This is a genomic window from Streptomyces sp. NBC_01431, assembly GCF_036231355.1.
In the GTDB taxonomy this organism is placed as follows: domain Bacteria; phylum Actinomycetota; class Actinomycetes; order Streptomycetales; family Streptomycetaceae; genus Streptomyces.
The window spans coordinates 4822458-4847238 of sequence record NZ_CP109496.1; the positions used below are offsets into that span (position 1 = coordinate 4822458).

Here is a 24781-nt window from a genome sequence, read left to right on the forward strand (position 1 = left end):
GCACCCAGCCTGCCCGCCGTCCCTACCCCGCGCGCAGTACCTGCGCCACGATGGGGCCCGCCGCGTCGCCGCCGTGGCCGCCGGACTGGACGAGGGCGGCCGCGGCGAGCCCGTTGCCGTAGCCGGTGAACCAGCTGTTGGCCTTGCCCTGTTGGTCGACCTCCGCCGAGCCCGTCTTGGCGCCCTTGGGGCCGGGGACGCCGGACATCGCCTTCACGGCCGTGCCCTCGCCGACGGTCGCCGCGCGCATCATCTGCTGGAGCTGTGCGGCGACGGAGCCGGGCAGCGGCTGGGCGGTGGCCAGTTCGCGCCCGTCCAGGTCCTTCGGTACGAGGATCGGCTGGTGGAAGCCGCCGTTGATCACCGTGGCGGCGACGGAGGCCAGGTCGAGCGGGCTCATCTGGACCTTGCCCTGCCCGATGTAGGAGGCGGCCGTCTCCACGCCGGAGGACTCGGGCACGCTGCCGTCGAAGGACTGCACACCGCCGAGCTTCCAGTTGTTCTGGCCGAGGCCGTAGTAGTCGCGGGCCGTCTGGCCGAGTGCGGTTCCGGCGACGCCCTTCGCGGTGAGCGGCTTGACCGGCTTGATGAACGCGGTGTTGCAGGACCTGGCGAAGGCCCGGGTGAGAGTGGCGTCCGTGAGCGAGAAGTCGTCGAGGTTGTGGAAGGTGTAGCCCTCCCACGCGACGGTCGAGGGGCATTCCGCCTTCTCGTTCGCCCCGCCCACGCCGTTGTTCATGATCATCGTGGCGGTGATGATCTTCATCGTGGAGCCCGGCGCGATGGCGGCCTGTAGCGACGCCGGGAACTTGTCCGTGCGGTTGTCCGCGATCGCCCGGATCTCGCCGGTGGCCGGCTTGATGGCGACCACCGACGACTCGCCGAAGCCCTTGACCGCCTTCTCCGCCGCCGCCTGCACGTCCGCGTCCAGCGTCGTCTTCAGCTTGCCGGGGGTGCCCTTTTGAAGGGTGACCAGCGTGCGGGCCGGGGTGCCGTTGCCCTGGATCTGGAGCTCGATGCCCGCGGTGCCGTTCACCTTGGCGCCGTACTTCGCGCGCAGCGCGTCCAGGACCGGGCCGAGCGAAGGGTACTGCTCCTTGGTCAGCGGGCGGTCCTGGTCGTCGACGGCCTGGATCTCGGGGTTCTGCGCCGCGCCCGTCACCAGCCGTTCGCCCGCCTTCAGCTGCGGGTACAGCACCGCAGGCTGCCAGTCCACGAGCGGCTTGTGCGTGGACTCGCCCCGTACGACGGTCAGTTGTGAGGCGTACGACAGCGGAGCCGTCCTGCCCTGGAAGGAGACGTCGGCCTTCACCGTGTACGGCACGACCGCCCCGTTCGGCGCGCCCGCGGTGACCGTCACGTTGGTGATGTGCGCCTCGTCGCGGAAGCCGGACAGCGCGGTGGCCGCTGTCGACTGGTTGTTGGTCAGGGCGGCGGCCCCCGCCGCGTCGCCCTTGGCCCAGGCGTCCAGGAAGCCCGTGGACGCCTGTTTGACCTCGTCCGCGCTCAGCGGCCCGGTCCGGGCCGGCGCCCCTTGTGTCTGCGTCCCACCGGACTTGCTGTCACCGCCACCGCCCACCAGCGCGTAGCCCCCGTACGCGACACCGCCCGTGGCCACCACGAACACTCCGCCGACGATGGCGACCTTCGCTCCACTGCGCATCCCGCAGTCCCCTCCCCAGGAGTCCCCCCGAACCCTTTGAACGTGTTCAAGGGGTTACTTGGGGGTGACTCTACGGGACCGCAGTGACAGCGGGGCCGGACGTTGTCCGAACGGTTATCGGAACGCGACCGGCCTCACACCCACGTGTCCAGCCACATCCGGCTCCGCCAGGAGTCGAGCGGAATCGGCATGCCCGTGAAGATCGGCCAGAAGTAGATGAAGTTCCAGATGATGAGCAGCACGAGCACGCCTGCCCCGATCGACCCGACCGCGCGCCGCCTTTCCCCGGGGGCGAGCCCCGGCTCCACTGGAGCGGCTGCGCCGCGCGCCATATGTGGTGGCCCGATGATCGCGCCGATCATCATCGCCACCGCCAGGCACAGGAACGGCACGAACACGACCGCGTAGAAGAAGAAGATCGTCCGCTCCTGGTACATGAACCAGGGCAGGTACCCGGCCGCGATGCCGCAGGCGATCGCCCCGGCCCGCCAGTCGCGCCGGAAGAGCCAGCGCCACAGGACGTAGAGGATCGCGAAGCAGGCCGCCCACCAAAGCAGCGGGGTGCCGAGCGCGAGGACCTCCGAGGCGCACTTGCCGCCCGCGTCCGAGGGGCAGCCGCCGGTGCCGGGGTTCGGGCTCTCGTAGTAGTACGAGACGGGCCGGCCCAGGACGATCCAGCTCCACGGGTTCGACTGGTAGGTGTGGCCCTCGGTGAGGCCGACGTGGAAGCTGTAGACCTCGGTCTCGTAGTGCCAGAAGCTGCGCAGCGCCGCCGGAACCCAGCTCATGTCGAATTGCGGCAGGTGGTTGATGGTGCCGATGACCGGCAGCTTGATGTGGTCGGGGGACAGGCCCGCCCGGCCGTCCGCCCAGTGCCGCCCGTACCCCTTGTCGGTCACGAACCAGCCCGTCCACGACACCATGTATGTGGCGATGGCCACCGGCACCGTCGAGAGGAACGCCCAGAACGCGTCCCGGCGCAGGACCGCCCGGTAGGGGGAGACCGCGCCCGCCGTGCGCCGGGCGCCCGCGTCCCACAGCACGGCCATGACACAGAAGAAGACCAGGATGTAGAGGCCGTTCCACTTGGTGCCGCAGGCCAGGCCCAGCATGAGCCCGGCCCCGATCCGCCAGGGACGCGGGCCGAACCTGAGCGTCGCGGCGATGTGCGCGTCGGGGCGCAGCTCGCCGTCCTCGCCCTCGGGCAGCGCCGCCGCGAGTCTGGCCCGGGTGCGGTCGCGGTCGACCAGGAGGCAGCCGAAGGCGGCGACCACGAAGAACATCAGCACGGTGTCGAGCAGCGCGGTGCGGCTCATCACGAAGTGCAGCCCGTCCACCGCGAGGAGCGTGCCCGCCAGACAGCCCAGGAACGTCGAGCGGAACAGGCGCCGCCCGATCCGGCAGAGCAGCAGAACGGACAGCGTGCCGAGCACCGCGACCATGAACCGCCAGCCGAACGGTGTGAAGCCGAACATCTTCTCGCCGATGCCGATGAGGTACTTGCCCACCGGCGGATGCACCACGTAGCCGGGCGCCGTCGGCACCGAGATGAGGTCCGGGTTGGCGAGGATCGACTTGTCGATGTCCTTGGGCCAGTCGCCCTCGTAGCCGTGGTTGATGAGCGCCCAGGCGTCCTTGGCGTAGTACGTCTCGTCGAATATCACCGCGTGCGGCGCGCCCAGGTGCCAGAACCGCATGAGGCCGGCGACCAGTGTCACCAGGAGCGGCCCGGCCCACGCCGAGACGCGCACGATGCGCGCCGCCGCCACCGGGGAGAGCCCCAGCACCGTCCAGAGCTGGCCGGAGGGCTGGGTGAAGGGCGGCACGAGGCGTTCGCGCAGCCCCGTTCGCGGCCGCGGGGCATGGCCGAATCGGCGCATGCGCAGCTGCCAGGAGGGCGGTTCTTCCCCGGCGTCATGGCCCGGCAGGGTCGGTGGCGCAGTACTGGTCACCGCGCCATCGTAGGGAACGGGGCTGTGCGAGTCCCGCCCCCGGGCCCGGCGGCTGTCGGCTCGCGGGGCTGCGAGGATGGTTCGTGTGACCGGAACACTCGTACTCGCAGGCACCCCCATCGGCGACACCGCGGACGCCCCGCCCCGGCTCGCCGCCGAACTGGAACGGGCCGACGTCGTCGCCGCCGAGGACACCCGGCGCCTGCGCCGGCTCACCCAGGCCCTCGGCGTGCACACCCAGGGCCGGGTCGTGTCCTACTTCGAGGGCAACGAGTCGGCGCGCACGCCCGAACTCGTCGAAGCCCTGGAAGGCGGCGCCCGAGTGCTGCTCGTCACCGACGCGGGCATGCCGTCGGTCTCCGACCCCGGATACCGCCTGGTCGCGGCTTGCGTCGAGAAGGACATCAAGGTGACGGCCGTACCGGGCCCCTCCGCGGTGCTCACCGCGCTCGCCCTGTCCGGGCTTCCCGTCGACCGCTTCTGCTTCGAGGGATTCCTGCCCCGCAAGGCGGGCGAGCGGCTGGGGAGGCTGCGCGAGGTCGCCGACGAGCGGCGCACCCTTGTCTACTTCGAGGCCCCGCACCGCCTGGACGACACCCTCGCCGCGATGGCCGAGGTGTTCGGCGCCGAGCGCAGGGCCGCGGTGTGCCGGGAGCTGACCAAGACGTACGAGGAGGTCAAGCGCGGGCCGCTGAAGGACCTCGCGCAGTGGGCGGCGGAGGGGGTGCGGGGCGAGATCACCGTGGTGGTCGAGGGCGCGCCCGAGACCGGCCCGGCCGACCTCGACGCCGCCGAGCTGGTCAGACGCGTACAGGTCCGTGAGGAGGCGGGGGAGCGGCGCAAGGAGGCCATCGTGGCCGTCGCCGTCGAGACGGGTCTACCCAAGCGCGAGGTCTTCGACGCGGTGGTGGCGGCAAAGAATGCGGCACGTCAGGGCCCTGTGGACGGTAAAGGACTATCGTAAAAAGTAAAACGCAGGCCGCGCACCAGGGCGGGCAAAAGGACGCAGCCCTAGGAAAGGCCAAGACCGCGCCAACTCTCGACAGCCCCTGATGCGTTTTGGCAGCGAAAGGCGTCTCCTGGATCGGGGACGCTTTCGCCCCCGCTCGCAAGAGCGCTCGCAAGAGCTTGTCCAGCGGACAAGAGGAGCCGGCACATGAGTGAGATCGCTGAGACCACGGCACACGAGGCGTATGCCTTCGCGTGCATGAGGTGTGGATACGGCTGGGAGCAGGCGTACGAAATAGAGCACCACACAGACGCCAGTGGCCAGGCATTCGTCGTATACAAGGCCGACGGGGACAGGGTTCCCTCCCCGCTCTCCGCCCCCACCTGCCTCAATTGCGGCGGCCACGTGGTGCGCATCATGCGCGCCGGGCGCGTCTCCACCGCACAGCAGTGGCTCAAGGACCACGAATCGAAGCCGGCCCCGTCCGAGCAGCAGGGCGGTGTGAAGCCCGAGCACCACTGGCACCTGTCCGACCTTCTGCATCCCTTCCACCGCAAGTGACCAGGGGCGCGCGCTTTTCGTAGGATCGGGCGCATGAGCGCCGCCAAGTCCCGCCCGTCGCCCGACCACCGCCCCTCAACGACGGGCTCCGCCCGGCACCTTTCTGTCGCGCCGCCGCTGCCCGAACCGCTCGCGGTGGCGGTGGCCGATTCCCACACCCACCTGGACATGCAGGACAGCACCGTCGAGGAGGCCCTGGAGAAGGCCGCCGCCGTCGGTGTCACCACTGTCGTCCAGGTGGGCTGTGACGTGAAGGGCTCCCAGTGGGCGGCCGACATCGCCGAGGCGTACCCGAACGTGCACGCCGCCGTCGCCCTGCACCCCAACGAAGCCCCCCGCATCGTGCACGGCGACCCCGACGGCTGGTCGCGGCAAGGCGCCCGCGGCGCCGGCGGCGACGGCGCGCTCGACGAGGCGCTCGCCGAGATCGAGCGGCTCGCGGCGCTCGACTGGGTGAAGGCCGTCGGCGAGACCGGCCTGGACGACTACCGCACCGGCCCCGAGGGCAGGGCCGCCCAGGAACGGTCCTTCCGGGCGCACATCGAGATCGCCAAGCGGCGGGGCAAGGCCCTCGTCATCCACGATCGCGAGGCGCACGCCGATGTGCTCCGCATTCTGCGGGAGGAAGGCGCCCCCGAACGTACCGTCTTCCACTGTTATTCAGGCGACGCGGAAATGGCCGAACTCTGCGCGAAATCCGGCTACTTCATGTCCTTCGCGGGAAACGTGACCTTCAAGAACGCCCAGCCGCTGCGCGACGCGCTCGCCGTCGCCCCGCCGGAACTCGTACTCGTCGAGACGGATGCGCCCTTCCTCACACCGGCGCCCTACCGCGGACGGCCCAATGCGCCGTATCTCATTCCGGTCACGGTACGGGCCATGGCGGCCGTCAAGGGGATCGCCGAAGAGACGCTGGCCGCGGCGATCGCGGACAACACCGCGCGCGCGTTTGATTACTGACCGATAACAGAATCCGGCCACCTTGAGGCGGCGTACAGGGTAGCGGTACGACGCTGCGTAGTCGAACCGCTTTGGAGAGTGACCGGCGCTCCGCTATTGTCCCGGCCCGCACCATCGGACCGGACCCTGGAGCGTCGTGAGCAATTCGCAGGGCAGTCACCGTGCCGTACGCGGCAGTCACCGGGCCGCGAGCGCCACGGCAACGCCCCCCTTCGGCTTCCAGTCGTTCGGCCACGACGACTACGCGCCCCCGTACGCCGACGGTGAAGCGCGGTACGGCGAAGCGCGGTACGACGGGACGAGGTATGACGGGGCCCGCACCGGCGACGCCCACATCGCCGAGACCCACATCGCCCCGGCCCCGTTTCCCGGGCCCCGTACGGCGCCGGCGCCCCCGGGGGCGGGCGGCGGGGGGCGGGCCGGGTCGCGCCGGGCGGCGCGGCGGCGCCGGGCACGGGGCGGGCCGGACGCGCTGCGCCGCCTCGTTCCGCAGGCCCTGGTCGTCGCGTTCCTCGCCGGGGGCACCTCCGCCTTCGTCGTCAGCGACAAGGCGGTCAGGCTCACCGTCGACGGCGTCCCGCGCTCCATGCACACCTTCGCGGGCAGCGTCGATGAACTCCTCGCCGACGAGCACGTTCCGGTCGGCGCGCACGACCTCGTCGCGCCGGGCCCCGGTGCCGAGCTCGTCGGAGGCGACGAGGTGGTGGTCCGCTACGGCCGCCCCGTCCAGCTCACCCTCGACGGGCAGCGCCGCCAGGCGTGGACGACCGCCCGCACCGTCGAAGGCGCGCTGCGCCAGCTCGGCGTGCGTGCCGAGGGCGCCCATCTGTCGGTGGCCCGCTCCCTGGAGATCGGCCGCGCGGGGCTCGCCCTGGACGTACGCACCGAACGCTCGGTGACCTTCCTCGCCGACGGCCGTCAGCGCACCATCCGCACCAACGCCGCCACCGTCACCGAGGCCGCCCAGGAGGCCGGGATCACCCTCCAGGGCCAGGACACCACCTCCGTGCCGCCGACCTCCTTCCCGCGCGACGGGCAGACCGTCACCGTCATGCGGATCACCGGCACGAGGGAGGTGCGCGAGGAGCAGATCGCCTTCGACACCGAGAAGACGAAGGACAGCACCCTGTTCAAGGGCACCCAGGTCGTGGTCCGGCAGGGGCAGTCCGGCGTCCGGAAGGTCACCTACGCGCTGCGGACCGTCAACGGCGTCAAGCAGAAGCCGAAGAAGATCTCCGAGGAGATCGTCCGCGAACCGGTCACCCAGCAGATCAAGGTCGGCACCAAGGCGCTGCCCGCCTCGGTCGGCGGCGCCGACCACCTCGACTGGGGCAGCCTCGCGCACTGCGAGTCCGGCGGGCGCCCCGGAGCCCTCGATCCGTCGGGCACCTACGGCGGGCTCTACCAGTTCGACGCGGGCACCTGGCACGCGCTCGGCGGCAGCGGGCGGCCCGAGCAGGCACCCGCGGGGGAGCAGACGTTCCGGGCGAAGAAGCTCTTCGTGAAGCGGGGGGCGAGCCCGTGGCCGCACTGCGGCCGTAGGCTGTATCGGTGAGCACCACTGAGCCCGACGCACTCCTCGGCCCCGCCGACATCCGTGAACTGGCCGCAGCGCTGGGCGTACGCCCCACCAAGCAGCGCGGCCAGAACTTCGTCATCGACGCCAATACGGTCCGCCGGATCGTGCGGACGGCGGAGGTGCGCCCCGACGACGTGGTGGTGGAGGTCGGCCCCGGGCTCGGCTCGCTGACGCTGGCGCTGCTGGAGGCGGCGGACCGGGTGGTCGCGGTCGAGATCGACGACGTATTGGCCGGTGCGCTGCCCGCGACGGTCACCGCCCGCATGCCCGCGCGGGCGCACCGCTTCGCCCTGGTCCACTGCGACGCCATGGCCGTCCAGGAACTGCCCGGCCCCGCGCCGACCGCGCTGGTCGCCAACCTCCCGTACAACGTGGCGGTCCCCGTCCTGCTGCACATGCTGGACCGCTTCCCGACGATCGAGCGCACCCTCGTCATGGTGCAGGCCGAGGTCGCCGACCGGCTGGCCGCCAAGCCCGGCAACAAGGTGTACGGGGTGCCGTCGGTCAAGGCCAACTGGTACGCGGACGTCAAGCGGGCCGGGTCCATCGGACGCAACGTGTTCTGGCCCGCGCCGAACGTCGACTCGGGTCTGGTGTCGCTGGTGCGGCGCGCTTCCCCGGTCGTGACGACGGCCTCCAAGTCCGAGGTGTTCGCGGTGGTCGACGCGGCGTTCGCGCAGCGCCGCAAGACCCTGCGGGCGGCGCTGTCCGGCTGGGCGGGTTCCCCCGCCGCGGCGGAGGCGGCGCTGGTCGCGGCCGGCGTCTCGCCGCAGGCGCGCGGGGAGGCACTGACGGTGGAGGAGTTCGCGGCGATCGCGGAGAACCGGCCCTAGTTCCCTCGCCCCTTCCCGCTGTGACACCCGGCGCGGGTGGAGGTTCGACCGCGGGCCCTGCGCGGCTGGTCGCACAGCTCCCCGCGCCCCTGGCCAGTGCCCAGCCGCGCCGCCCCGCCCACTGGCCCGTGGGGGAAAATGGGGCGGCCCGCACCCGAAGGAGCCCCGTGACCCCCCGCACCGTCACCGTCCGCGTCCCCGCCAAGGTCAACGCCCAGCTGGGCGTTGGACCCGCCCGCCCCGACGGCTTCCACGACCTCGCCAACGTCTTCCTCGCGGTCGGTCTGTACGACACCGTCACGGTGACCCCCGCCGAAGAGCTCCGCATCACCTGCGCGGGCCCGGATGCCGCCCAGGTCCCCCTGGACCGTACGAACCTGGCGGCCCGCGCGGCCGAGCTCCTCGCCGCCCGGCACGGCATCGACCCCCGCGTGCACATCCACATCGCCAAGGACATCCCCGTCGCGGGCGGCATGGCGGGCGGCAGCGCGGACGGTGCGGGCGCGCTGCTCGCCTGCGACGCGCTGTGGGGCACCAGCGCCTCCCGGGCCGAACTCCTCGACATCTGCGCCGAGTTGGGCAGCGACGTACCGTTCAGCCTGGTCGGCGGGGCGGCGCTCGGTACCGGGCGCGGCGAGCGGCTGACCCCGCTGGAGGTCGGCGGCACCTTCCACTGGGTGTTCGCCGTCGCCGACGGCGGGCTCTCCACCCCCGCGGTCTACCGCGAGTTCGACCGGCTGACCCCGGACGCCGCAGACCCCGTCGCCTCCCCGGCCCTGCTCGACGCACTGCGTACGGGGGACGCGAAGGCCCTCGCGGGCGCCCTCTCCAACGACCTCCAGGCGGCCGCGCTCTCCCTGCGCCCCTCGCTCGCGGACACCCTCGCGGCGGGCATGGCGGCAGGCGCGCTCGCCGCCCTGGTCTCGGGCTCGGGCCCGACCACGGCCTTCCTCTGCGCCGACCCGGAGTCGGCCCGCACGGTGGCGGCCGCCCTCACCACCTCCGCGACCTGCCGCACCGCCAGAGTGGCCCCGTCACCGGCCCCGGGGGCGACGGTGCTGGCGGTCTGAGGTCACAGTTCGCCGATCGCGGTGAGGTCGATGTCGATGTCGTACGGCCTGCCGACCTTGAGCCGGTCGCGGTACCTGCCGGACCTCGGATCAACCCCCGCCCGATCCCCTGGTCCCCCGATCCGGCCACCGAACACCGCCCGGCCGCCCGTGGCGACTACCCTGGACGACGATCCATCCCCCTGCTCAGGAGTGAAATGGCCGTCAATCTGGTCAATGTCGAGGCAGTCAGCAAGGTGTACGGCACCCGTGCCCTGCTCGACGGAGTGTCCCTCGGCGTCTCCGAGGGAGACCGGATCGGCGTCGTCGGGCGCAACGGGGACGGCAAGACCACGCTGATCCGGATGCTCGCCCAGCTCGAAGAGCCGGACACCGGACGGGTCACGCACGTCGGCGGGCTGCGGCTCGGCGTGCTCACCCAGCACGACTCGCTCGACCCCGAGGCCACCATCCGGCACGAGGTCATCGGCGACCTCGCCGACCACGAGTGGGCCGGCAACGCCAAGATCCGCGACGTGCTCACCGGCCTGTTCGGCGGGCTCGACCTGCCCGGATTCGCGCAGGGCCTCGACACCGTCATCGCCCCGCTGTCCGGTGGCGAGCGGCGCCGCATCGCGCTCGCCAAGCTGCTCATCGGCGAGCCCGACCTCATCGTCCTGGACGAGCCGACCAACCACCTCGACGTGGAAGGCATCTCCTGGCTGGCCCGCCACCTCCAGGCCCGCCGCTCCGCCCTCGTCTGCGTCACCCACGACCGCTGGTTCCTCGACCAGGTCTGCACCCGCATGTGGGACGTGCAGCGCGGCTCGGTCTTCGAGTACGAGGGCGGCTACTCCGACTACGTCTTCGCCCGCGCCGAGCGCGAGCGGATCGCGGCGACGGAGGAGGTCAAGCGGCAGAACCTGATGCGCAAGGAGCTCGCCTGGCTGCGCCGCGGCGCACCGGCCCGCACCTCCAAACCGCGCTACCGCATCGAGGCCGCGAACGAGCTGATCGCCGACGTGCCACCGCCGCGCGACACCAGCGAGCTCATGAAGTTCGCGGGCGCCCGGCTCGGCAAGACCGTCTTCGACCTGGAGGACGTGACCGTCCAGGCGGGCGAGAAGCTACTCCTCAAGCACCTGACCTGGCAGCTCGGCCCCGGCGACCGCATCGGCCTGGTCGGCGTGAACGGCGCGGGCAAGACCTCGCTGCTCCGTGTGCTCACCGAGGCCTGGCGCACCGCGGGCGAGGCGCAGCCGGTGGCCGGCAAGGTCGTCGTCGGCAAGACCGTGAAGCTCGCCTACCTCTCCCAGGACGTCGCCGAACTCCCGCCCGCCCTGCGGGTGTTGGAGGCCGTCCAGCAGATTCGCGACCGCGTCGACCTCGGCAAGGGCCGCGAGATGACGGCCGGTCAGCTCTGCGAACAGTTCGGCTTCTCCAAGGAGAAGCAGTGGACCCCGGTCGGTGACCTCTCCGGTGGTGAGCGGCGCCGCCTCCAACTGCTGCGCCTGCTCATGGACGAGCCCAACGTGCTCTTCCTGGACGAGCCCACCAACGACCTCGACATCGAGACGCTGACCCAGCTCGAAGACCTCCTCGACGGCTGGCCCGGCTCCATGGTCGTCATCTCCCACGACCGGTTCTTCGTCGAGCGCACCACCGACCACGTGTGGGCCCTGCTGGGCGACGCCACGCTGCGGATGCTGCCGCGCGGCATCGACGAGTACCTGGAGCGGCGGGCGCGGATGATCGAGTCCGCCCAGCCCGTCGCCGCCGCGCCCGCCGCCAAGTCCGCGCCCGCCGTCTCGGCCCAGGACGCCCGCGCCGCGAAGAAGGAACTCCAGAAGGTCGAGCGGCAGCTGAACAAGATCTCCGACCGTGAGACCAGTCTGCACGCGCAAATCGCCGATAACGCCACGGACTTCGGGAAGGTGGCCAAACTGGATGCCGAGCTGCGCGAACTGATCACCGAGCGCGACGAGTTGGAGATGCGCTGGCTCGAACTGGCCGAGGAGGCCTGAGGCATACGCGTACGAACGTCTTGCGGCGCTCGCGTAGAGACGGCGTACAGAGTCAGTAACGGCGGCATCACGGGCCGGTTCTCCCTTGGGAACAGGGGCGGACCGGCCCGTGGTGCGCGGTGCTCCGAGTGATAGAAAGTAGCTCCGTTCGATTGACGTAAAGACGCAAAGACGCAAATTCGGGGGTATCTCGCTGTGACCCAGCCGCCCAGTTCGCAGCCGCCGCAGGGGGGCTTCGGAGCACCGCAGGACCAGCCGCAGGGACCCCCTGCCCAGCCGCAGGGGCCGCCGCCCCAGCCGCCGCAGATGCCGGCCATGCCGCCCGCGCCCCCGGGGCAGCCGCCGCAGACGCCGCCGGCCGGCGCTCCCGGCTACGGCTACCCGCAGCCTCCCGCGCCGCTGCCGGGCTACGGCTACCCGCAGGCCGCGGGCCAGCCCCCCACGCAGGCCAACCCCTACGCGCAGACCCAGCAGGGCGGTTACGGCTACCCGGGCCAGCCGGCCTACCCCGGCGCCCCGGCGGGGCCGCCCGGCGGTGGCGGCAAGAACCCGTTCAAGGGCAAGCCCGCGATGATCGTGGCCGCGGCGGTCGCGGGCCTCCTGGTCATCGCGGGCGGCGTGTACTTCGCGACGAGCGGCAGCGACAAGAAGCCCGCCACCGCCAAGAGCCACGGCCCGACCCCCACCGGCTCCGCCTCGGTCGACGAGGGTGACGGCAAGGGCGACGGACGCACCGACAGCACCGACATCAACTCCGGTGCCAAGCCCGGCGACGCGAAGGCCTGGCTGCACGAGAACGAGACCCCGCTGACCCAGGACGGCGCCGAGCAGTACGGCCCCTGGATCCTCGGCGACACCGTCGTCAAGGCCATGTACAAGGAGGTCGTCGGCTACGCGGCGGCCGACGGCAAGCAGAAGTGGTCGGTGCCGCTCGACACCCCCATCTGCGGCGCCCCGCACAACCCGACCGCGGACGGAAAGATCGTCTTCGGTGTCCTGGAGAACAACACCAAGGACGCCAAGTGCAACACCATGCAGATGGTGGACCTGGCCGCGGGCAAGATCGGCTGGAAGGCGCCGGTGCCGTCCGAGGGCGCCTTCGACATCATGGTCAGCTTCGACATGGCGATCAGCGGGAACACCGTGGCGCTGGCCCGGATGGGCGGCGCGAGCGGCTTCTCCGTCACCGACGGCAAGAAGCTGTTCGGTACCCCCAAGACCGGCAACTGCAGCGCCGACGCGTTCGCCGGCGGTCCCAAGCTGATCACCGTCGGCAGCTGCACCGACCCCAACGACACCAGCATGGACGCGCCGGAGTCGGACCTGCTCCAGGAGCTCGACCCGGCCACCGGCAAGGCCAAGTGGAACTTCCAGTACGGCAAGGGCTGGTCGATCCGCCGCATCTACTCGATGGATCCGCTGGTCGTGTACGCGACCAACAAGGACAAGAAGACGTGGAACATCTCCACGTACACCGCCGACGGCAAGCTCCGCTCGCAGGTCGACTCCAAGTCGTCGCTCACCGCGCAGTGCAGCGGCTTCGGCATCGTCGACCGCCAGCTCCAGGACTGCTGGGGCACGGCCGCCGACGCCAACACCCTCTACATCGCCACCGACGGCAAGGACAGCGGTGAACTCGGGGTGGGCCAGAGCAACGAGGTGGTGGCCGTCGACCTCGGCACCGGCAAGGAGAAGTGGCACGCCGCAGCGCCCAAGGGCCGCCTGATGCAGCCGCTGGCCGTCGAGGGCGGCAAGCTCACGCTGTACGTCCAGCCCGGCGTGGAGGAGGCGGCCGCGATCGCCTCGCTGCCGCTGACCGGCGGCACCCCGCAGATCACCATGCAGAGCCCGTCGTCGGCCGCCAGTACCGAACGCAACTTCTTCAGCCCCCGCCTGGCGTGGGCGGGCGGACGCGTCTTCATCCTCAACGACAGGGTGAAGAGCCCCAAGGGCGACGAGAAGGACAACTCGATGCTGTCCTTCGGCAAGTGACGCCCCAACTCCCCGCTCCCGCCTTCCAGTCAGAGGTCCCGACGCCATGAGCCAGCCACCCCAGCCACCCCAGCCTCCCCAGCAGCCCAACGGCGCGCCCCAGGGTTTCGGCGCGCCCCAGGAGCCCCCGGCCGGCGGCTTCGGCGCGCCCACTCCGCCGCCGCCCAACTCCCCGCCGCCCAGCGCTCCCCCGAGCACCCCGGCCCCCGCGGGCCCGCCCGCCTACGGCTACCCGCAGGCACCGGGCACCCCGCCGCCGGCCGGCGCTCCCGGCTACGGCTACCCGCAGACCCCGCCGCAGCAGCCCGGCTACGGCTACCCCGCCCAGCCCGGCGGCCAGCCCGGCTACGGCTATCCGACCCAGCAGGCCGCCCAGCCGGCCCCGCAGTACGGCGCGCCGGGCGCGCCCGCACCCGGCGGGCAGCCCGGCGGCAAGAAGCCGAACACCCAGCTGACGATCATCATCGCGGCGGTCGTCGCGGTGGCCCTGATCGTCGGCGGCGGCATCTGGTACGCCACCGGCAAGGACGGCGGCAAGAGCGACGCCAAGACGGGCGACACCGGCGGCGCCAAGGGCGACGCGGGCGGCAGCACCGGTGGCGGCGGCAAGGAGAAGGTCCCCGCCAACACCGCCGCCCATGTGCTGTTCCAGACGCCCCAGCCCAAGGTCACCGACCTCACCTCGGTGCACGGCTCCTGGCTCACCGACAAGGTGTACGTCAAGTCCGGCGTCAAGCAGATCGTCGGCTACGACCCCGCCAAGGGCACCCAGCTCTGGACGCTTCCGCTGACCGGCAACGTCTGCGAGTCGACCCCGCACGTCTCGGCCGACGGCAAGACCGCGTTCGCCTTCGAGAGCATGGAGGCCGGCGGCAAGTACGCCTCCTGCACCGAGGTCGCCGGCCTCGACCTGAACACCGGCAAGCTGCTGTGGCAGGCCGACATCAAGGGCGCCAACGGCGACCGCAAGACCCGGTTCGACGAAGTCACCCTCGGCGCGGGCACGGTCGCCGCGGGCGGCCTCGACGGCGGCGCGGCCTGGGACGTGGCCACCGGCAAGGAACTGTGGAAGCCCACCACCACCGCCGACCAGTGCAAGGACGTCGGCTACGGCGGCGGTGACGCGCTCGTGGCCGTCCGCAAGTGCGGCGACATCGACCACCCCACCATCAACGTGCAGCCGCTCGATCCGAAGACCGGTCAGCCCATCTCCACGTACAAGATGCTGCCGGGCATCGACTACGCCCACATCGTCTCGACCAAGCCCCTGGTGCTGGCCGCCGATGTCGGTGACACCGCGGGCGACGGCAGCGGCATCTCGGACTTCTTCTCCGTCGACGACAAGACCGGAAAGCTGCTCGCGCGCATCCCGGCCCCCGGCGCCAAGTACTCGGCCAGCTGCGACAGCACCTCCGTCGAGAAGTGCTCCATGGTCACGGCCGGCAACGGCAGGCTGTACGTGCCGACCGAGGAGCACGACAACGCGGCCGCCGGCTCCAGCTCGCTCGGCCGCACCAACGAGATCGTCGCCTTCGACCTCGCCACCGGCCAGCCGGTGCCCGGCAGGGCGGACGCCGGCGACGGCTACACGCTGTACCCGCTGCGCATGGACGGCAACAACGTCATCGCGTACAAGGACGCCCCGTACGACAAGGGCAGCCAGGTCGTCACCATCGACGGCGGCAGCCTCAAGTCGACGCTGCTCCTGGAGAACCCGGCGGACCGGGCGGTGCGGGACGCGTTGACCTCGTTCTCGGCGAAGTACTCCGAGATCCTCTACGGTCAGGGCCGCCTGTACATGGGCGCGACGCTCCTCAGCAAGCCGTACTCGGCCAGCGACAGCGACAAGAAGTTCCTGTTCATGGCGACCGGCACCGGCTGAGCCGTGCCAAGTGCGGGGCCCCGGCGGCGAGTCGTCTCTCGCCGCCGGGGCCTTCGTCGTTGGCCGCCCGCGTTCGGGCGTACTTCCTCAACCCGGCCTGAATAGCGGAGAATTCGGCATTCTGGGGGCTTCTCCCCGGTAAGGGGCGCGCGGCGTCGAACAAGCGTGTAGCTTGCCGGGGCAAGAGGGCCGGGGGCCGGGGGGTCCGCGTGCGGTGCCCTTGGCCCGGGAAGAGCTTGGGGAAGGGCCCAGGGGGATGGGGGGTAGCTCGATGGGCGTGCGGCTCATGGTGGTCGACGACCACCGGCTCCTCGCCGAGGCACTGGCCTCGGCGCTGAAACTGCGCGGGCACCGGGTGCTCGCGGCGACCGCTCCGGTGGCCGGGGCCGCCGAGCTGGTGGTGAGCCGGGCGCCCGAGGTGTGCCTGCTCGGCACCGCCGGGCCGGCCGAACCGGGGGTCTTCGACCCGATCGTACGGATCAAACGCGAGCGGCCGCAGGTCGCCGTGGTGGTGCTCGGCCCGGTGCCGAGCCCGCGCGGGATCGCGGCGGCGTTCGCGGCGGGGGCGTCCGGTTACGTACGCCACGACGAGCGCATAGAGGGCGTCGAGCGGGCCATGGTCAAGGCCAGGGCCGGCGAGGCGGCGGTCGCGCCGCAGCTCCTCCAGGGCGCCTTCGCCGAACTCCTCAACCCGGCCGCCCAGCCCGACGACGAGGGCCAGCGCCTGCTCCAGATGCTGACCCCGCGCGAGGTGGAGGTCCTGGTGCGGGTCGCCGACGGCGAGGACACCCGGCTGATCGCGGCGGGCATGAGCATCGCCCCGTCCACCGCACGCACCCACGTCCAGCGGGTGCTGATGAAGCTCGGCGTGGGCTCCCGCCTGGAGGCCGCGGCGCTCGCCGCCCGCACCGGCCTCCTCGACCGAGCCAGCCATCCCATGCCCCCACCCCCAACCCCGTAGCCGCGCCCCCACCAGAGCCTCGGCAGACCGCTCAACCCCGCGAGGGCTCGCCCTCGTCGGGTGCGGGCGGCGCCATCGGCCGCAGTTTCAGCCAGACCAGGAAGAACACCCCGAGGACCAGCATCCCCAACCCCGTCCAGAGGTTGATGTTGATCCCCTGCGCCTTCTTCAGATCCGCGTCGGAGGCGAAGACCCCCGCGCCGCCGACGATCACCCCGTACAGGGTGAACAGGCCGCCGATGATCCGGCGGATGTCGAAGAGCCGGGCCGCCGTGGCCGACTTCTGCTCCAACTCGGAGACTTCGCGCTGTAGTTCGGACATGTCGGGGCCTCCGGGTCAGAACGAGTAGGGGACGTAGCAGAGCGCGGCCAGCACGATCGCGGCCCAGCCGAGCAGGGCGGGCCTGCGGTACCAGGCGCCGTCGCCCTCGGCGGGCGGCTCCTCGACGCCGGGCGACTTCGTCCCGTACACGAGACCCGCCAGCTCGGCCGCGGGCTTCGGCGCCGTGAACAGCGTGACCACCACCATCACCACCGCGCCCGCCACGAACCCGACGATCGCGGAGACGAAGTTGGCGCCCTGGTCGGTCGGGATCGAGATGACGCCCTGCTTGTAGATCCAGAAGTAGTTGACCATCGCGGCCGAGGTGCCCGCGAACAGGCCCCACACCCCGGACTTCACCGACGCCCGCTTCCAGAACATGCCGATGACGAAGACCACGAACATCGGCACGTTGAAGAAGGAGAACAGGGTCTGGAGGTAGCCCATGATGTTGGAGAACGAGGACGCGATGAACGCCGTGCCGATCGAGGCGAGCACACCGATCGCGGTGATCAGCCGCCCGAACCGCAGGTAATACGCGTCCGGCCGGTCCTTCTTCACGTACTTGGCCCAGATGTCGTACGTGAACACCGTGTTGAAGGACGACACGTTCGCCGCCATGCCGGCCATGAACGCGGCGAGCAGACCGGTCACCGCGATGCCGAGCACGCCGTTGGGCAGCAGTTCCTGCATGAGCAGCGGGATCGCGTCGTTGTACGTGAAGCCGGAGCCCGCGGTGCCGATCTTCGGTACCAGCACCGCCGCCACCAGGCCCGGGATCATCACCAGGAAGACGATGAACATCTTCGGGAACGCGGCGATCAGCGGGGTCCGCCGGGCGGCGCTCAGGTTCTTCGCGGACAGTGCCCGCTGCACCTCGGCGAAGTTCGTCGTCCAGTAGCCGAAGGACAGCACGAAGCCGAGACCGAGCACGATGGTGAGCCAGTTGGCGCCCAGCGGGTTGGCCTCGCCGATGCCGGTGCCGCCCCACGCGGACAGGAAGTTGTCGCCGTGGCTGGCCTTGAGGGACCCGGTCAGGCCGTCCCAGCCGCCGACCCGCTTCAGGCCGAGCAGCGTCAGCGGTATGAGGGCGGCCAGGATCACGAAGAACTGGAGCACCTCGTTGTAGATCGCCGAGGAGAGCCCGCCGATGGTGATGTAGGCGAGCACGAAGAGACCGGCGACGACGATCGCCACCCACTGCGGCCAGCCGAGCAGCGCCTCCACGACGATCGACAGCGCGTACAGGTTGACGCCCGCGATCAGTACGGCGGCGAAGGCGAACAGCGCCGAGGCGAGCAGGTGCGCCGACCTGTCGAAGCGCTGGAGCAGGAACTCCGGTACGGAGCGGACCTTCGAGCCGTAGTAGAAGGGCATCATCACCAGGCCCAGGAAGACCATGGCGGGGATCGCGCCTATCCAGTACCAGTGGACGACCGCCACGCCGTACTGGGCGCCGGTGGCGGACATGCCCAGGATCTCGGTGGCGCCGAGGTTGGCGGCGACGAACGCGAGCCCGGTGACCCAGGCCGGCAGCGACCGGCCCGACAGGAAGAAGTCGAGGCTGGTCTTCACGCTGGCGCGGGCGGCGAAGCCGATGCCCAGGACGACGATGAAGTAGATCGCCAGAATCGTGTAGTCGAGCCCGTTGGTGGGGAGCCGTAGCCCCGCGGCCAGGTATTGCATGCGTACTCGCTTCGTCGCGCTTACTGATCCGGACCGGAACCTACGCCTCGATGTTCAGAAACTGAACAGTTTTGATGAGATTGTTTGTTGGATTGTGATCGAGCGCGCGTCATGACCCGGTGGTCCGCGGGACCGGCCGGTGATCGGTGCGGCTGAGGGCAACCGCGTGCACACCCATTGACGGAGCCTGTTGGCTTGTGGTTTGTTGTGTTTGGTTCTGTTGGATGGTGGAGGTTGCAGGTGAAGAAGACGTCGACCCGGCTCGCCGACGGTCGTGAGCTGCTCTACTACGACTTGCGCGACGACCGGGTGCGGGACGAGGTGGATCCGCGCCCGCTCGACGCGGTGTCGACCGCCTCCGAGATCCGCCGCGACCCGCTGCTCGGCGACGCGGTGGCCATCGCCTCCCACCGCCAGGGCCGCATCTACCACCCGCCCGCCGACGAGTGCCCGCTGTGCCCCTCGCGCGACGGACGCCAGAGCGAGATCCCGGCCCCCGACTACGACGTCGTCGTCTTCGAGAACCGCTTCCCCTCGCTCGCCGGCGACTCCGGCCGCTGCGAAGTCGTCTGCTTCACCCCCGACCACGACGCGTCCTTCGCCGACCTCACCGAGGAACAGGCCGCGCTCGTCCTGGAGGTGTGGACCGACCGGACCGCCGAACTCGCCGAACTCCCGCAGGTGGAGCAGGTGTTCTGCTTCGAGAACCGGGGCGCCGAGATCGGCGTCACCCTCGGCCACCCGCACGGCCAGATCTACGGCTACCCCTTCACCACCCCCCGCACCGCCCTCATGCTCCGCTCGCTCGCCGAACACCGCGAGCGCACCGGCGGCCGCAACCTCTTCGAGGACGTGGTCGCGCGCGAGCTCGCCGACGGCGAACGGGTGATCCTTGAGGGCGAACACTGGGTGGCGTTCGTGCCCTACGCCGCGCACTGGCCCTACGAGGTCCACCTGCATCCCAAGCGGCGCGTCCCGGACCTGCGGGCCCTCGGTGACGGCGCCCGCACAGAGTTCCCACAGGTCTATCTGGAACTCTTGCGGCGCTTCGACCGGATCTTCGGCCCCGACGAGCCGCCCACCCCCTACATCGCCGCCTGGCACCAGGCGCCGTTCCGGGGGCAGGGGGCCGTCGACCGTGCCCAGTTCGGGCTCCATCTTGAGCTTTTCACCATCCGACGCACTTCCGGCAAGCTGAAGTTTCTCGCGGGCTCCGAATCCGGTATGAGCGTGTTCATCAACGACGTGCCGCCGGAGGCCGCGGCCGAGCGACTGCGAGAGGTGGCCAGTAAATGAGCAAGTACCTGGTGACGGGCGGTGCGGGATACGTGGGCAGCGTGGTGGCGGCCCACCTGGTCGAGGCCGGCCACGACGTGACCGTCCTGGACGACCTGTCCACCGGCTTCGCCGAGGCCGTCCCCTCCGGTGCCGCGTTCATCGAAGGCCGCGTCCAGGACGCCGCGAAGTGGCTGGACAACACCTTCGACGCGGTCCTCCACTTCGCCGCGTTCTCGCAGGTCGGCGAGTCGGTGGCGCATCCGGAGAAGTACTGGACGAACAACGTCGGCGGCACCATGGCCCTACTGGCCGCGATGCGCGGCGCCGGGGTCCGCACGCTGATCTTCTCCTCCACGGCGGCCACCTACGGCGAACCGGTCGCGACCCCGATCACCGAGACCGACCCGACGGCCCCGACCAGCCCGTACGGAGCCTCCAAGCTCGCGGTGGACCACATGATCGCGGGGGAGTGCGCCGCCCACGGCCTGGCGGCGGTGTCGCTGCGCTACTTCAACGTGGCGGGCGCGTACGGCAGCTGCGGCGAACGCCACGCCCCGGAATCCCATCTGATCCCGCTGGTGCTGCAAGTGGCGCTCGGGCAGCGCGATTCCATCTCGATCTACGGCGACGACTACCCCACCCCCGACGGCACCTGCGTACGGGACTACATCCACGTGGCGGATTTGGCCCAGGCGCACCTGCTGGCGCTGGCGGCGGCCGTCGCGGGCGAGCACCTGGTCTGCAACCTGGGCAACGGCAACGGGTTCTCGGTCCGCGAGGTCGTCGAGACCGTCCGCAAGGTGACCGGCCACACCGTCCCCGAGGTCGTCGCGGCCCGCCGCGCCGGCGACCCGGCGGTCCTGGTGGCCTCCGCGTCGCGCGCCCACGAACGCCTGGGCTGGCAGCCGTCCCGCGCGGACCTCGCGGGGATCGTGGCGGACGCGTGGGCGTTCGCGAGGAGAGCGGAGCACGCGGGTGAATGACACGACGGTGGCCGAAGTGGCGGCGTCCTTCCGTGAGTTGTACGGAGCCGGGCCGCAGGGGGTGTGGGCGGCGCCGGGCCGGGTCAACCTCATCGGCGAGTACACCGACTTCAACGAGGGCTTCGTCATGCCGCTCGCGCTGCCGCACACGGCCCTCGCGGCGGTGTCCCGGCGCACGGACGGGGTGCTCAGGCTGCACTCGGCGGACATCCAGGGCCCCGTGGTCGAGCTGCGCGTGGACGAGCTGGAGCCGCGCTCCGGGTCGGGCTGGGCGGCGTACCCGGCCGGAGTGGTGTGGGCGCTGCGCGCCGCGGGCCACGCGGTGACCGGCGCCGACATCCACCTGACGTCGGCGGTGCCGACGGGCGCGGGCCTGTCGTCCTCGGCGGCCCTGGAGGTGGTGACCGCGCTCGCCCTGCGCGACCTGTACGAACTGCCGCTGACCATGGCCCAGTTGGCAGCCCTGGCCCAGCGGGCGGAGAACGAGTTCGTCGGCGTCCCGTGCGGAATCATGGACCAGACGGCGTCGGCGTGCTGCACCGAGGGCCATGTGCTGCACCTGGACGCCCGCGACCTGACGAGGCATCAGATCCCCTTCGACCTGCCCGCGCAGGGGCTGCGGCTGCTGGTCGTCGACACCCGCGTGAAGCACGCACTGGGAGACGGCGCGTACGCGCAGCGGCGCGCCGGTTGTGAGCAGGGCGCGCGGGAGCTGGGTGTACGGACCCTGCGCGACGTGTCCGCCGCACAACTTCCCGATGCGCTGGCTGAGCTGTCCTCCCCGACGGTGCGCGACTACGTACGGCACGTGGTGAGCGACAACGAGCGGGTCGCGCGGGTCGCGGCGCTGCTGGCGGCGGGCGACGTCCGCGCGGTGGGCCCGGTCCTCACCGAGGGCCACGCCTCCCTGCGGGACGACCTGCGGGTGTCCTGCGCGGAGCTCGACCTGGTGGTCGACACCGCGGTGGCCGCCGGGGCGCTGGGTGCGCGGATGACGGGCGGCGGGTTCGGGGGCTCGGCGATCGTCCTCCTCGACGAGCCGGCGCTTGGCCCCGTCTCCAAGGCCCTGACCTCGGCGTTCGAGCATGCGGACCTGGCCGCGCCACGGCTGTTCGAGGCGGTGCCGTCGGCGGGGGCGCGGCGCTTGGCGTGAGGGCGGGCTTCGACCCGCGCGACGAGCCCCGGCTCACCCCAGCCGCTTAGTGAGCGTGTACTCCGTCACCCCCGGCGGATAGTCCGGGACCTCGCCCACGATGTCGTAACCCCGGCTCCGGTAGAAGCCCGGCGCCTGGAAGTCCCACGTCTCCAGGCGGGCCCAGCCGCAGCCCCGCTCGGCGCGGGCCAGCTCCTCCGCGCGGGCCAGGAGCCGTGTGCCGAGCCCCGCCGTGCGCAGCGCGCCCGACACCCACAACAGGTCGATGTGGAGCCACCCGGCCCAGGTGCGCCCCGTCAGCCCCCCGGCCATGGCGCCGTCCTCGTCCAACGCCCAGACGTGGAGCGGGAGTTCCCGCTCGCCCGGCCCGCGCAGCGCCCGCAGCACCGGCGAGCGCTCGGTATTGGTGTCGCGCAGCCGCCGCGCGAGCAACGCCTGGCGCTCCTTGTCCACTTCTGTCTCGATACGAAACATGGAACTCACCCTAAACATCCGCACACGCCGCGTAGCGGTCCGGATGCCATCAGTTCTGCAAAGTGCCTTCCGCTCTCGCCCCGCAGCCCTACGCTGATGCACAGCACCGGTGGGGGCCGGTGTTGATCAGGGGGCGAGACAGTCGGGTACGTCGCCCGGGGCGGGGTAATACTCAGTGCACGGCGGCGGCCGTGTTGACTCTGGGGACCCGATTCCGGGCGCCGTACCCGTACCGGTCCGTCCCCCGACACATGGGGGTGTCACTTGGTACGTGTCCGAGTTCTCGTGGTGGACGACCATCGCATCTTCGCCGAGTCGCTCGCCGCGGCCCTGGCCGCCGAGCCCGACGTGGACGTCGCCGCGGCCGGCAGCGGCCCCGCCGCGCTGCGCTGCCTGGAGCGGGGTGCCTCCGAGGGCCGCAGGTTCGACGTCATGCTCGTGGACGCGGACCTGGGGACATCGGCGACCGTGCCGGTGGCCCGCGCGGTGCCCGACGGCGGTGGCGCGGACGGCCTGGTGGACGGCATCTCGCTGGTCGCGGGCGTGCGTTCGGGCCAGCCCGCGGTGCGTACCGTCGTACTCGCCGAGAAGGACGACCCGCGCCGCGCCGCCCTCGCCCTCCAGGCCGGCGCGTGCGGCTGGGTCGCCAAGGACTGCTCGCTGCAACGGCTGCTCGCCGTGATCCGGGGCGTACTGCGTGACGAGACGCACCTGCCGCCCGCGCTGCTCACGGGCGTCCTGCGGGAGCTGACCGCCGCGCGCAAGCACCGCACGGATTCCGAGCGGCTGGTGGAGTCGCTCACCCCGCGCGAGCGCGAGGTGCTGCGCTGCATGGTGGCGGGGCTCGGCCGCAAGGCGGTCGCCGAGCGGTTGTTCCTGTCGCCGCACACGGTGCGCACCCATATGCAGAACGTCCTGGGCAAGCTGGGCGTGCACTCCACGCTGGCGGCCGTCGCGCTGGCCCGCCGGGCCGGGGTGGGGCCGGTCGACCTAGCCGGGGATGTTGTCGAACGGGGCGGTCAACTGGCGTAGCAGCGCGGCCAGTTCGCCCCGCTGGTTGCGGCTGAGCTCGCCGAGGATGGCCCGTTCCTGCTCCAGGAGTCCCGCGAGCGCCTGGTCGGCCCGGTCGCGCCCCTCGGGCGTGAGCCGGACCAGTACTCCGCGCCGGTCGCTGGGGTCGGGCAGCCGCTCGACCAGGCCCTTCTTGGCGAGCCGGTCGATGCGGTTGGTCATCGTGCCCGACGTGACCAGGGTCTGGGTCAACAGCTGCCCCGGGGACAGCTGGTAGGGGGCGCCCGCGCGCCGCAGCGACGTCAGGACGTCGAACTCCCACGGCTCCAGATTGTGCTCGGCGAACGCGATCCTGCGGGCCCGGTCGAGATGGCGGGCGAGCCTGCTGACACGGCTGAGCACCTCGAGTGGTTCCACGTCGAGGTCCGGGCGCTCTCGGCGCCATGCTGCGACCAGTCGGTCGACCTCGTCCTCCATGTCGATCAGTGTAGAGGGTCTGTCGACATGAAGTCTCTTGACGTCAAGATATATATCCAGCCACCATTGGGCAGGGAGGGGCCGGAGCCTGGTTCGTTTCGGCCAGCCGTACCTGCAAGGGGGCTCGAACATGCATTCCGAACCACTGACGCCCACATCGCCACCGGGGCCACCGGTCTGGGATCCGCAGCAGTATCTGCGGCACGCCGGCCACCGCACCCGCCCGTTCCTCGACCTGCTCACCCGGATACCGCAGCTCCCCGCGACCGGCGGCCTCTCGCCCCGGATCGCCGACCTCGGCTGCGGCCCCGGCAACGTCACCGTCCGCCTCGCCGACCGCTGGCCCGACGCCCGGATCACCGGCTTCGACCTGTCGCCGCAGATGCTCGCCCAGGCCGACAAGGACCACGGCGGCACAACGTCCGGCGGCGGCTGGCTCGACTTCCAACTCACCGACGCCACGCACTGGGTACCCACCGAGCCGTACGACCTGATCGTCTCCAACGCGGCCCTTCAGTGGATCCCCAACCACTCCGAGTCGTTCGCCGCCTGGATCGACGGCCTCGCCCCCGGCGGCACCCTCGCCTTCCAGGTCCCCGGAAACTTCACCTCGCCCAGCCACGCCATCCTCGCCGAACTCTGCGAATCCCCGCGCTGGCGCACCCGCCTGGGCGACCACGGCCGCCGCTATGTCTACATCCTGGAACCCGCCGACTACCTCATGCGCCTGTCCGACCTCGGCTGCGAGACCGACGTCTGGGAGACCGTCTACTCCCAGCTGCTCCCAGGCCAGGACCCGGTCCTCGACTGGGTCAAGGGCACGGCCCTGCGCCCCGTGCTCACCGCCCTCGACGGGGACCAGCCGGCCATCGCCGCCTTCCTCGCCGAATACCGCGACCGGCTCCGCGAGGCCTACCCACCCGGCCCGCACGGCACGGTCTTCCCGTTCCGGCGCATCTTCGCCGTCGCCAGAAAGAAGGAGCGCTGACCCG

The 24781-nt window shown here is 71.3% G+C and carries 21 protein-coding genes; 15 read left to right on the forward strand and 6 right to left on the reverse strand.

Translation table 11 applies throughout. The annotated features are described in order from the left end of the window. Window positions 1-22: 22 nt before the first annotated feature. Together OG522_RS22260 and OG522_RS22265 are read right to left on the reverse strand one after the other, a co-directional pair. Window positions 23-1663 (reverse strand): penicillin-binding transpeptidase domain-containing protein, encoded by a 1641-nt coding sequence (locus OG522_RS22260; protein ID WP_329464759.1) that lies wholly within the window; start codon window positions 1661-1663, stop codon window positions 23-25. A gap of 134 nt (window positions 1664-1797) precedes the next feature. Then, window positions 1798-3615, reverse strand: coding sequence for a dolichyl-phosphate-mannose--protein mannosyltransferase (locus OG522_RS22265; protein ID WP_329464760.1), 1818 nt, complete (start codon window positions 3613-3615; stop codon window positions 1798-1800). 76 nt (window positions 3616-3691) lie between these two features. Here OG522_RS22265 and rsmI point away from each other — a divergent pair, with 76 nt between their 5' ends. From rsmI to OG522_RS22315, 10 genes are all read left to right on the forward strand, one after another. After that, on the forward strand, window positions 3692-4579 hold the full coding sequence (gene rsmI / locus OG522_RS22270) for a 16S rRNA (cytidine(1402)-2'-O)-methyltransferase (RefSeq protein ID WP_329464761.1): 888 nt from the start codon (window positions 3692-3694) through the stop codon (window positions 4577-4579). 192 nt (window positions 4580-4771) lie between these two features. Next, on the forward strand, window positions 4772-5125 hold the full coding sequence (locus OG522_RS22275; protein WP_329464762.1) for a hypothetical protein: 354 nt from the start codon (window positions 4772-4774) through the stop codon (window positions 5123-5125). 33 nt (window positions 5126-5158) lie between these two features. After that, window positions 5159-6085: a TatD family hydrolase gene (locus tag OG522_RS22280; protein ID WP_329464763.1), complete on the forward strand. Its 927-nt coding sequence runs from the start codon at window positions 5159-5161 to the stop codon at window positions 6083-6085. Between the two features lie 136 nt (window positions 6086-6221). Beyond that, on the forward strand, window positions 6222-7640 hold the full coding sequence (locus OG522_RS22285) for a ubiquitin-like domain-containing protein (RefSeq protein ID WP_443074732.1): 1419 nt from the start codon (window positions 6222-6224) through the stop codon (window positions 7638-7640). Continuing rightward, on the forward strand, window positions 7637-8497 hold the full coding sequence (rsmA, locus tag OG522_RS22290; RefSeq protein ID WP_329464764.1) for a 16S rRNA (adenine(1518)-N(6)/adenine(1519)-N(6))-dimethyltransferase RsmA: 861 nt from the start codon (window positions 7637-7639) through the stop codon (window positions 8495-8497). The genes OG522_RS22285 and rsmA overlap by 4 nt, the downstream gene beginning before the upstream one ends. Window positions 8498-8664: 167 nt before the next feature. Beyond that, a complete protein-coding gene (locus OG522_RS22295; RefSeq protein ID WP_329464765.1) occupies window positions 8665-9567 on the forward strand; it encodes a 4-(cytidine 5'-diphospho)-2-C-methyl-D-erythritol kinase in 903 nt (300 codons plus the stop codon). 197 nt (window positions 9568-9764) lie between these two features. Continuing rightward, window positions 9765-11570, forward strand: coding sequence for an ABC-F family ATP-binding cassette domain-containing protein (locus OG522_RS22300; protein WP_329464766.1), 1806 nt, complete (start codon window positions 9765-9767; stop codon window positions 11568-11570). Window positions 11571-11885: 315 nt separating this feature from the next. Beyond that, window positions 11886-13562, forward strand: a complete 1677-nt coding sequence (locus OG522_RS22305; RefSeq protein WP_329464767.1) for an outer membrane protein assembly factor BamB family protein — start codon at window positions 11886-11888, stop codon at window positions 13560-13562. 46 nt (window positions 13563-13608) lie between these two features. Then, window positions 13609-15444: an outer membrane protein assembly factor BamB family protein gene (locus OG522_RS22310; protein ID WP_329464768.1), complete on the forward strand. Its 1836-nt coding sequence runs from the start codon at window positions 13609-13611 to the stop codon at window positions 15442-15444. A 271-nt stretch (window positions 15445-15715) separates the two neighbouring features. Beyond that, window positions 15716-16405 carry a helix-turn-helix transcriptional regulator gene (locus tag OG522_RS22315; protein ID WP_329464770.1) on the forward strand — a complete coding sequence of 230 codons (690 nt, stop codon included), beginning with the start codon at window positions 15716-15718 and terminating at the stop codon, window positions 16403-16405. 31 nt (window positions 16406-16436) lie between these two features. Here OG522_RS22315 and OG522_RS22320 read toward each other — a convergent pair whose 3' ends face one another. Together OG522_RS22320 and OG522_RS22325 are read right to left on the reverse strand one after the other, a co-directional pair. Next, window positions 16437-16727 carry a hypothetical protein gene (locus OG522_RS22320; RefSeq protein WP_329464771.1) on the reverse strand — a complete coding sequence of 97 codons (291 nt, stop codon included), beginning with the start codon at window positions 16725-16727 and terminating at the stop codon, window positions 16437-16439. Window positions 16728-16742: 15 nt separating this feature from the next. Continuing rightward, window positions 16743-18413 carry a sodium:solute symporter family protein gene (locus OG522_RS22325; protein WP_329464772.1) on the reverse strand — a complete coding sequence of 557 codons (1671 nt, stop codon included), beginning with the start codon at window positions 18411-18413 and terminating at the stop codon, window positions 16743-16745. A 240-nt stretch (window positions 18414-18653) separates the two neighbouring features. On the opposite strand from OG522_RS22325, the gene galT reads away from it, so the two are divergent. Genes galT through galK form a run of 3 tightly spaced genes read left to right on the forward strand, consistent with a single transcriptional unit; the run spans window position 18654 to window position 21827 of the window. Then, window positions 18654-19709: a galactose-1-phosphate uridylyltransferase gene (gene galT / locus OG522_RS22330; protein ID WP_329464773.1), complete on the forward strand. Its 1056-nt coding sequence runs from the start codon at window positions 18654-18656 to the stop codon at window positions 19707-19709. Further along, window positions 19706-20674, forward strand: coding sequence for a UDP-glucose 4-epimerase GalE (galE, locus tag OG522_RS22335; RefSeq protein ID WP_329464774.1), 969 nt, complete (start codon window positions 19706-19708; stop codon window positions 20672-20674). Before galT ends, galE begins: the two co-directional genes overlap by 4 nt. Beyond that, window positions 20667-21827 (forward strand): galactokinase, encoded by a 1161-nt coding sequence (gene galK / locus OG522_RS22340; protein WP_329464775.1) that lies wholly within the window; start codon window positions 20667-20669, stop codon window positions 21825-21827. Before galE ends, galK begins: the two co-directional genes overlap by 8 nt. A gap of 33 nt (window positions 21828-21860) precedes the next feature. Here the strand turns inward: galK and OG522_RS22345 are convergent, their stop codons facing one another. Beyond that, window positions 21861-22301, reverse strand: a complete 441-nt coding sequence (locus OG522_RS22345) for a GNAT family N-acetyltransferase (protein ID WP_329464776.1) — start codon at window positions 22299-22301, stop codon at window positions 21861-21863. A 264-nt stretch (window positions 22302-22565) separates the two neighbouring features. Between OG522_RS22345 and OG522_RS22350 the strand changes: the two genes are divergently transcribed. Next, window positions 22566-23333: a response regulator transcription factor gene (locus tag OG522_RS22350; RefSeq protein WP_329464777.1), complete on the forward strand. Its 768-nt coding sequence runs from the start codon at window positions 22566-22568 to the stop codon at window positions 23331-23333. Here OG522_RS22350 and tamR read toward each other — a convergent pair. Continuing rightward, entirely contained in the window at window positions 23292-23789 is a 498-nt protein-coding gene (gene tamR / locus OG522_RS22355; RefSeq protein WP_329464778.1) for a MarR family transcriptional regulator TamR, read from the reverse strand. The genes OG522_RS22350 and tamR overlap by 42 nt on opposite strands. Before the next feature lie 130 nt (window positions 23790-23919). On the opposite strand from tamR, the gene OG522_RS22360 reads away from it, so the two are divergent. Next, window positions 23920-24777, forward strand: coding sequence for a trans-aconitate 2-methyltransferase (locus tag OG522_RS22360; protein WP_329464779.1), 858 nt, complete (start codon window positions 23920-23922; stop codon window positions 24775-24777). The last annotated feature ends 4 nt before the right edge of the window (window positions 24778-24781 follow it).

Coding starts and splice junctions, on each gene's coding strand:
- OG522_RS22260 (WP_329464759.1), bottom strand. CDS start 1,663: ATGCGCAGTGGAGCGAAGGTCGCCATCGTCGGCGGAGTGTTCGTGGTG.
- rsmI (WP_329464761.1), top strand. CDS start 3,692: ATGGTTCGTGTGACCGGAACACTCGTACTCGCAGGCACCCCCATCGGC.
- OG522_RS22275 (WP_329464762.1), top strand. CDS start 4,772: ATGAGTGAGATCGCTGAGACCACGGCACACGAGGCGTATGCCTTCGCG.
- OG522_RS22280 (WP_329464763.1), top strand. CDS start 5,159: ATGAGCGCCGCCAAGTCCCGCCCGTCGCCCGACCACCGCCCCTCAACG.
- OG522_RS22300 (WP_329464766.1), top strand. CDS start 9,765: ATGGCCGTCAATCTGGTCAATGTCGAGGCAGTCAGCAAGGTGTACGGC.
- OG522_RS22305 (WP_329464767.1), top strand. CDS start 11,886: ATGCCGCCCGCGCCCCCGGGGCAGCCGCCGCAGACGCCGCCGGCCGGC.
- OG522_RS22310 (WP_329464768.1), top strand. CDS start 13,609: ATGAGCCAGCCACCCCAGCCACCCCAGCCTCCCCAGCAGCCCAACGGC.
- OG522_RS22315 (WP_329464770.1), top strand. CDS start 15,716: ATGGGCGTGCGGCTCATGGTGGTCGACGACCACCGGCTCCTCGCCGAG.
- OG522_RS22320 (WP_329464771.1), bottom strand. CDS start 16,727: ATGTCCGAACTACAGCGCGAAGTCTCCGAGTTGGAGCAGAAGTCGGCC.
- OG522_RS22325 (WP_329464772.1), bottom strand. CDS start 18,413: ATGCAATACCTGGCCGCGGGGCTACGGCTCCCCACCAACGGGCTCGAC.
- galE (WP_329464774.1), top strand. CDS start 19,706: ATGAGCAAGTACCTGGTGACGGGCGGTGCGGGATACGTGGGCAGCGTG.
- OG522_RS22345 (WP_329464776.1), bottom strand. CDS start 22,301: ATGTTTCGTATCGAGACAGAAGTGGACAAGGAGCGCCAGGCGTTGCTC.
- tamR (WP_329464778.1), bottom strand. CDS start 23,789: ATGGAGGACGAGGTCGACCGACTGGTCGCAGCATGGCGCCGAGAGCGC.
- OG522_RS22360 (WP_329464779.1), top strand. CDS start 23,920: ATGCATTCCGAACCACTGACGCCCACATCGCCACCGGGGCCACCGGTC.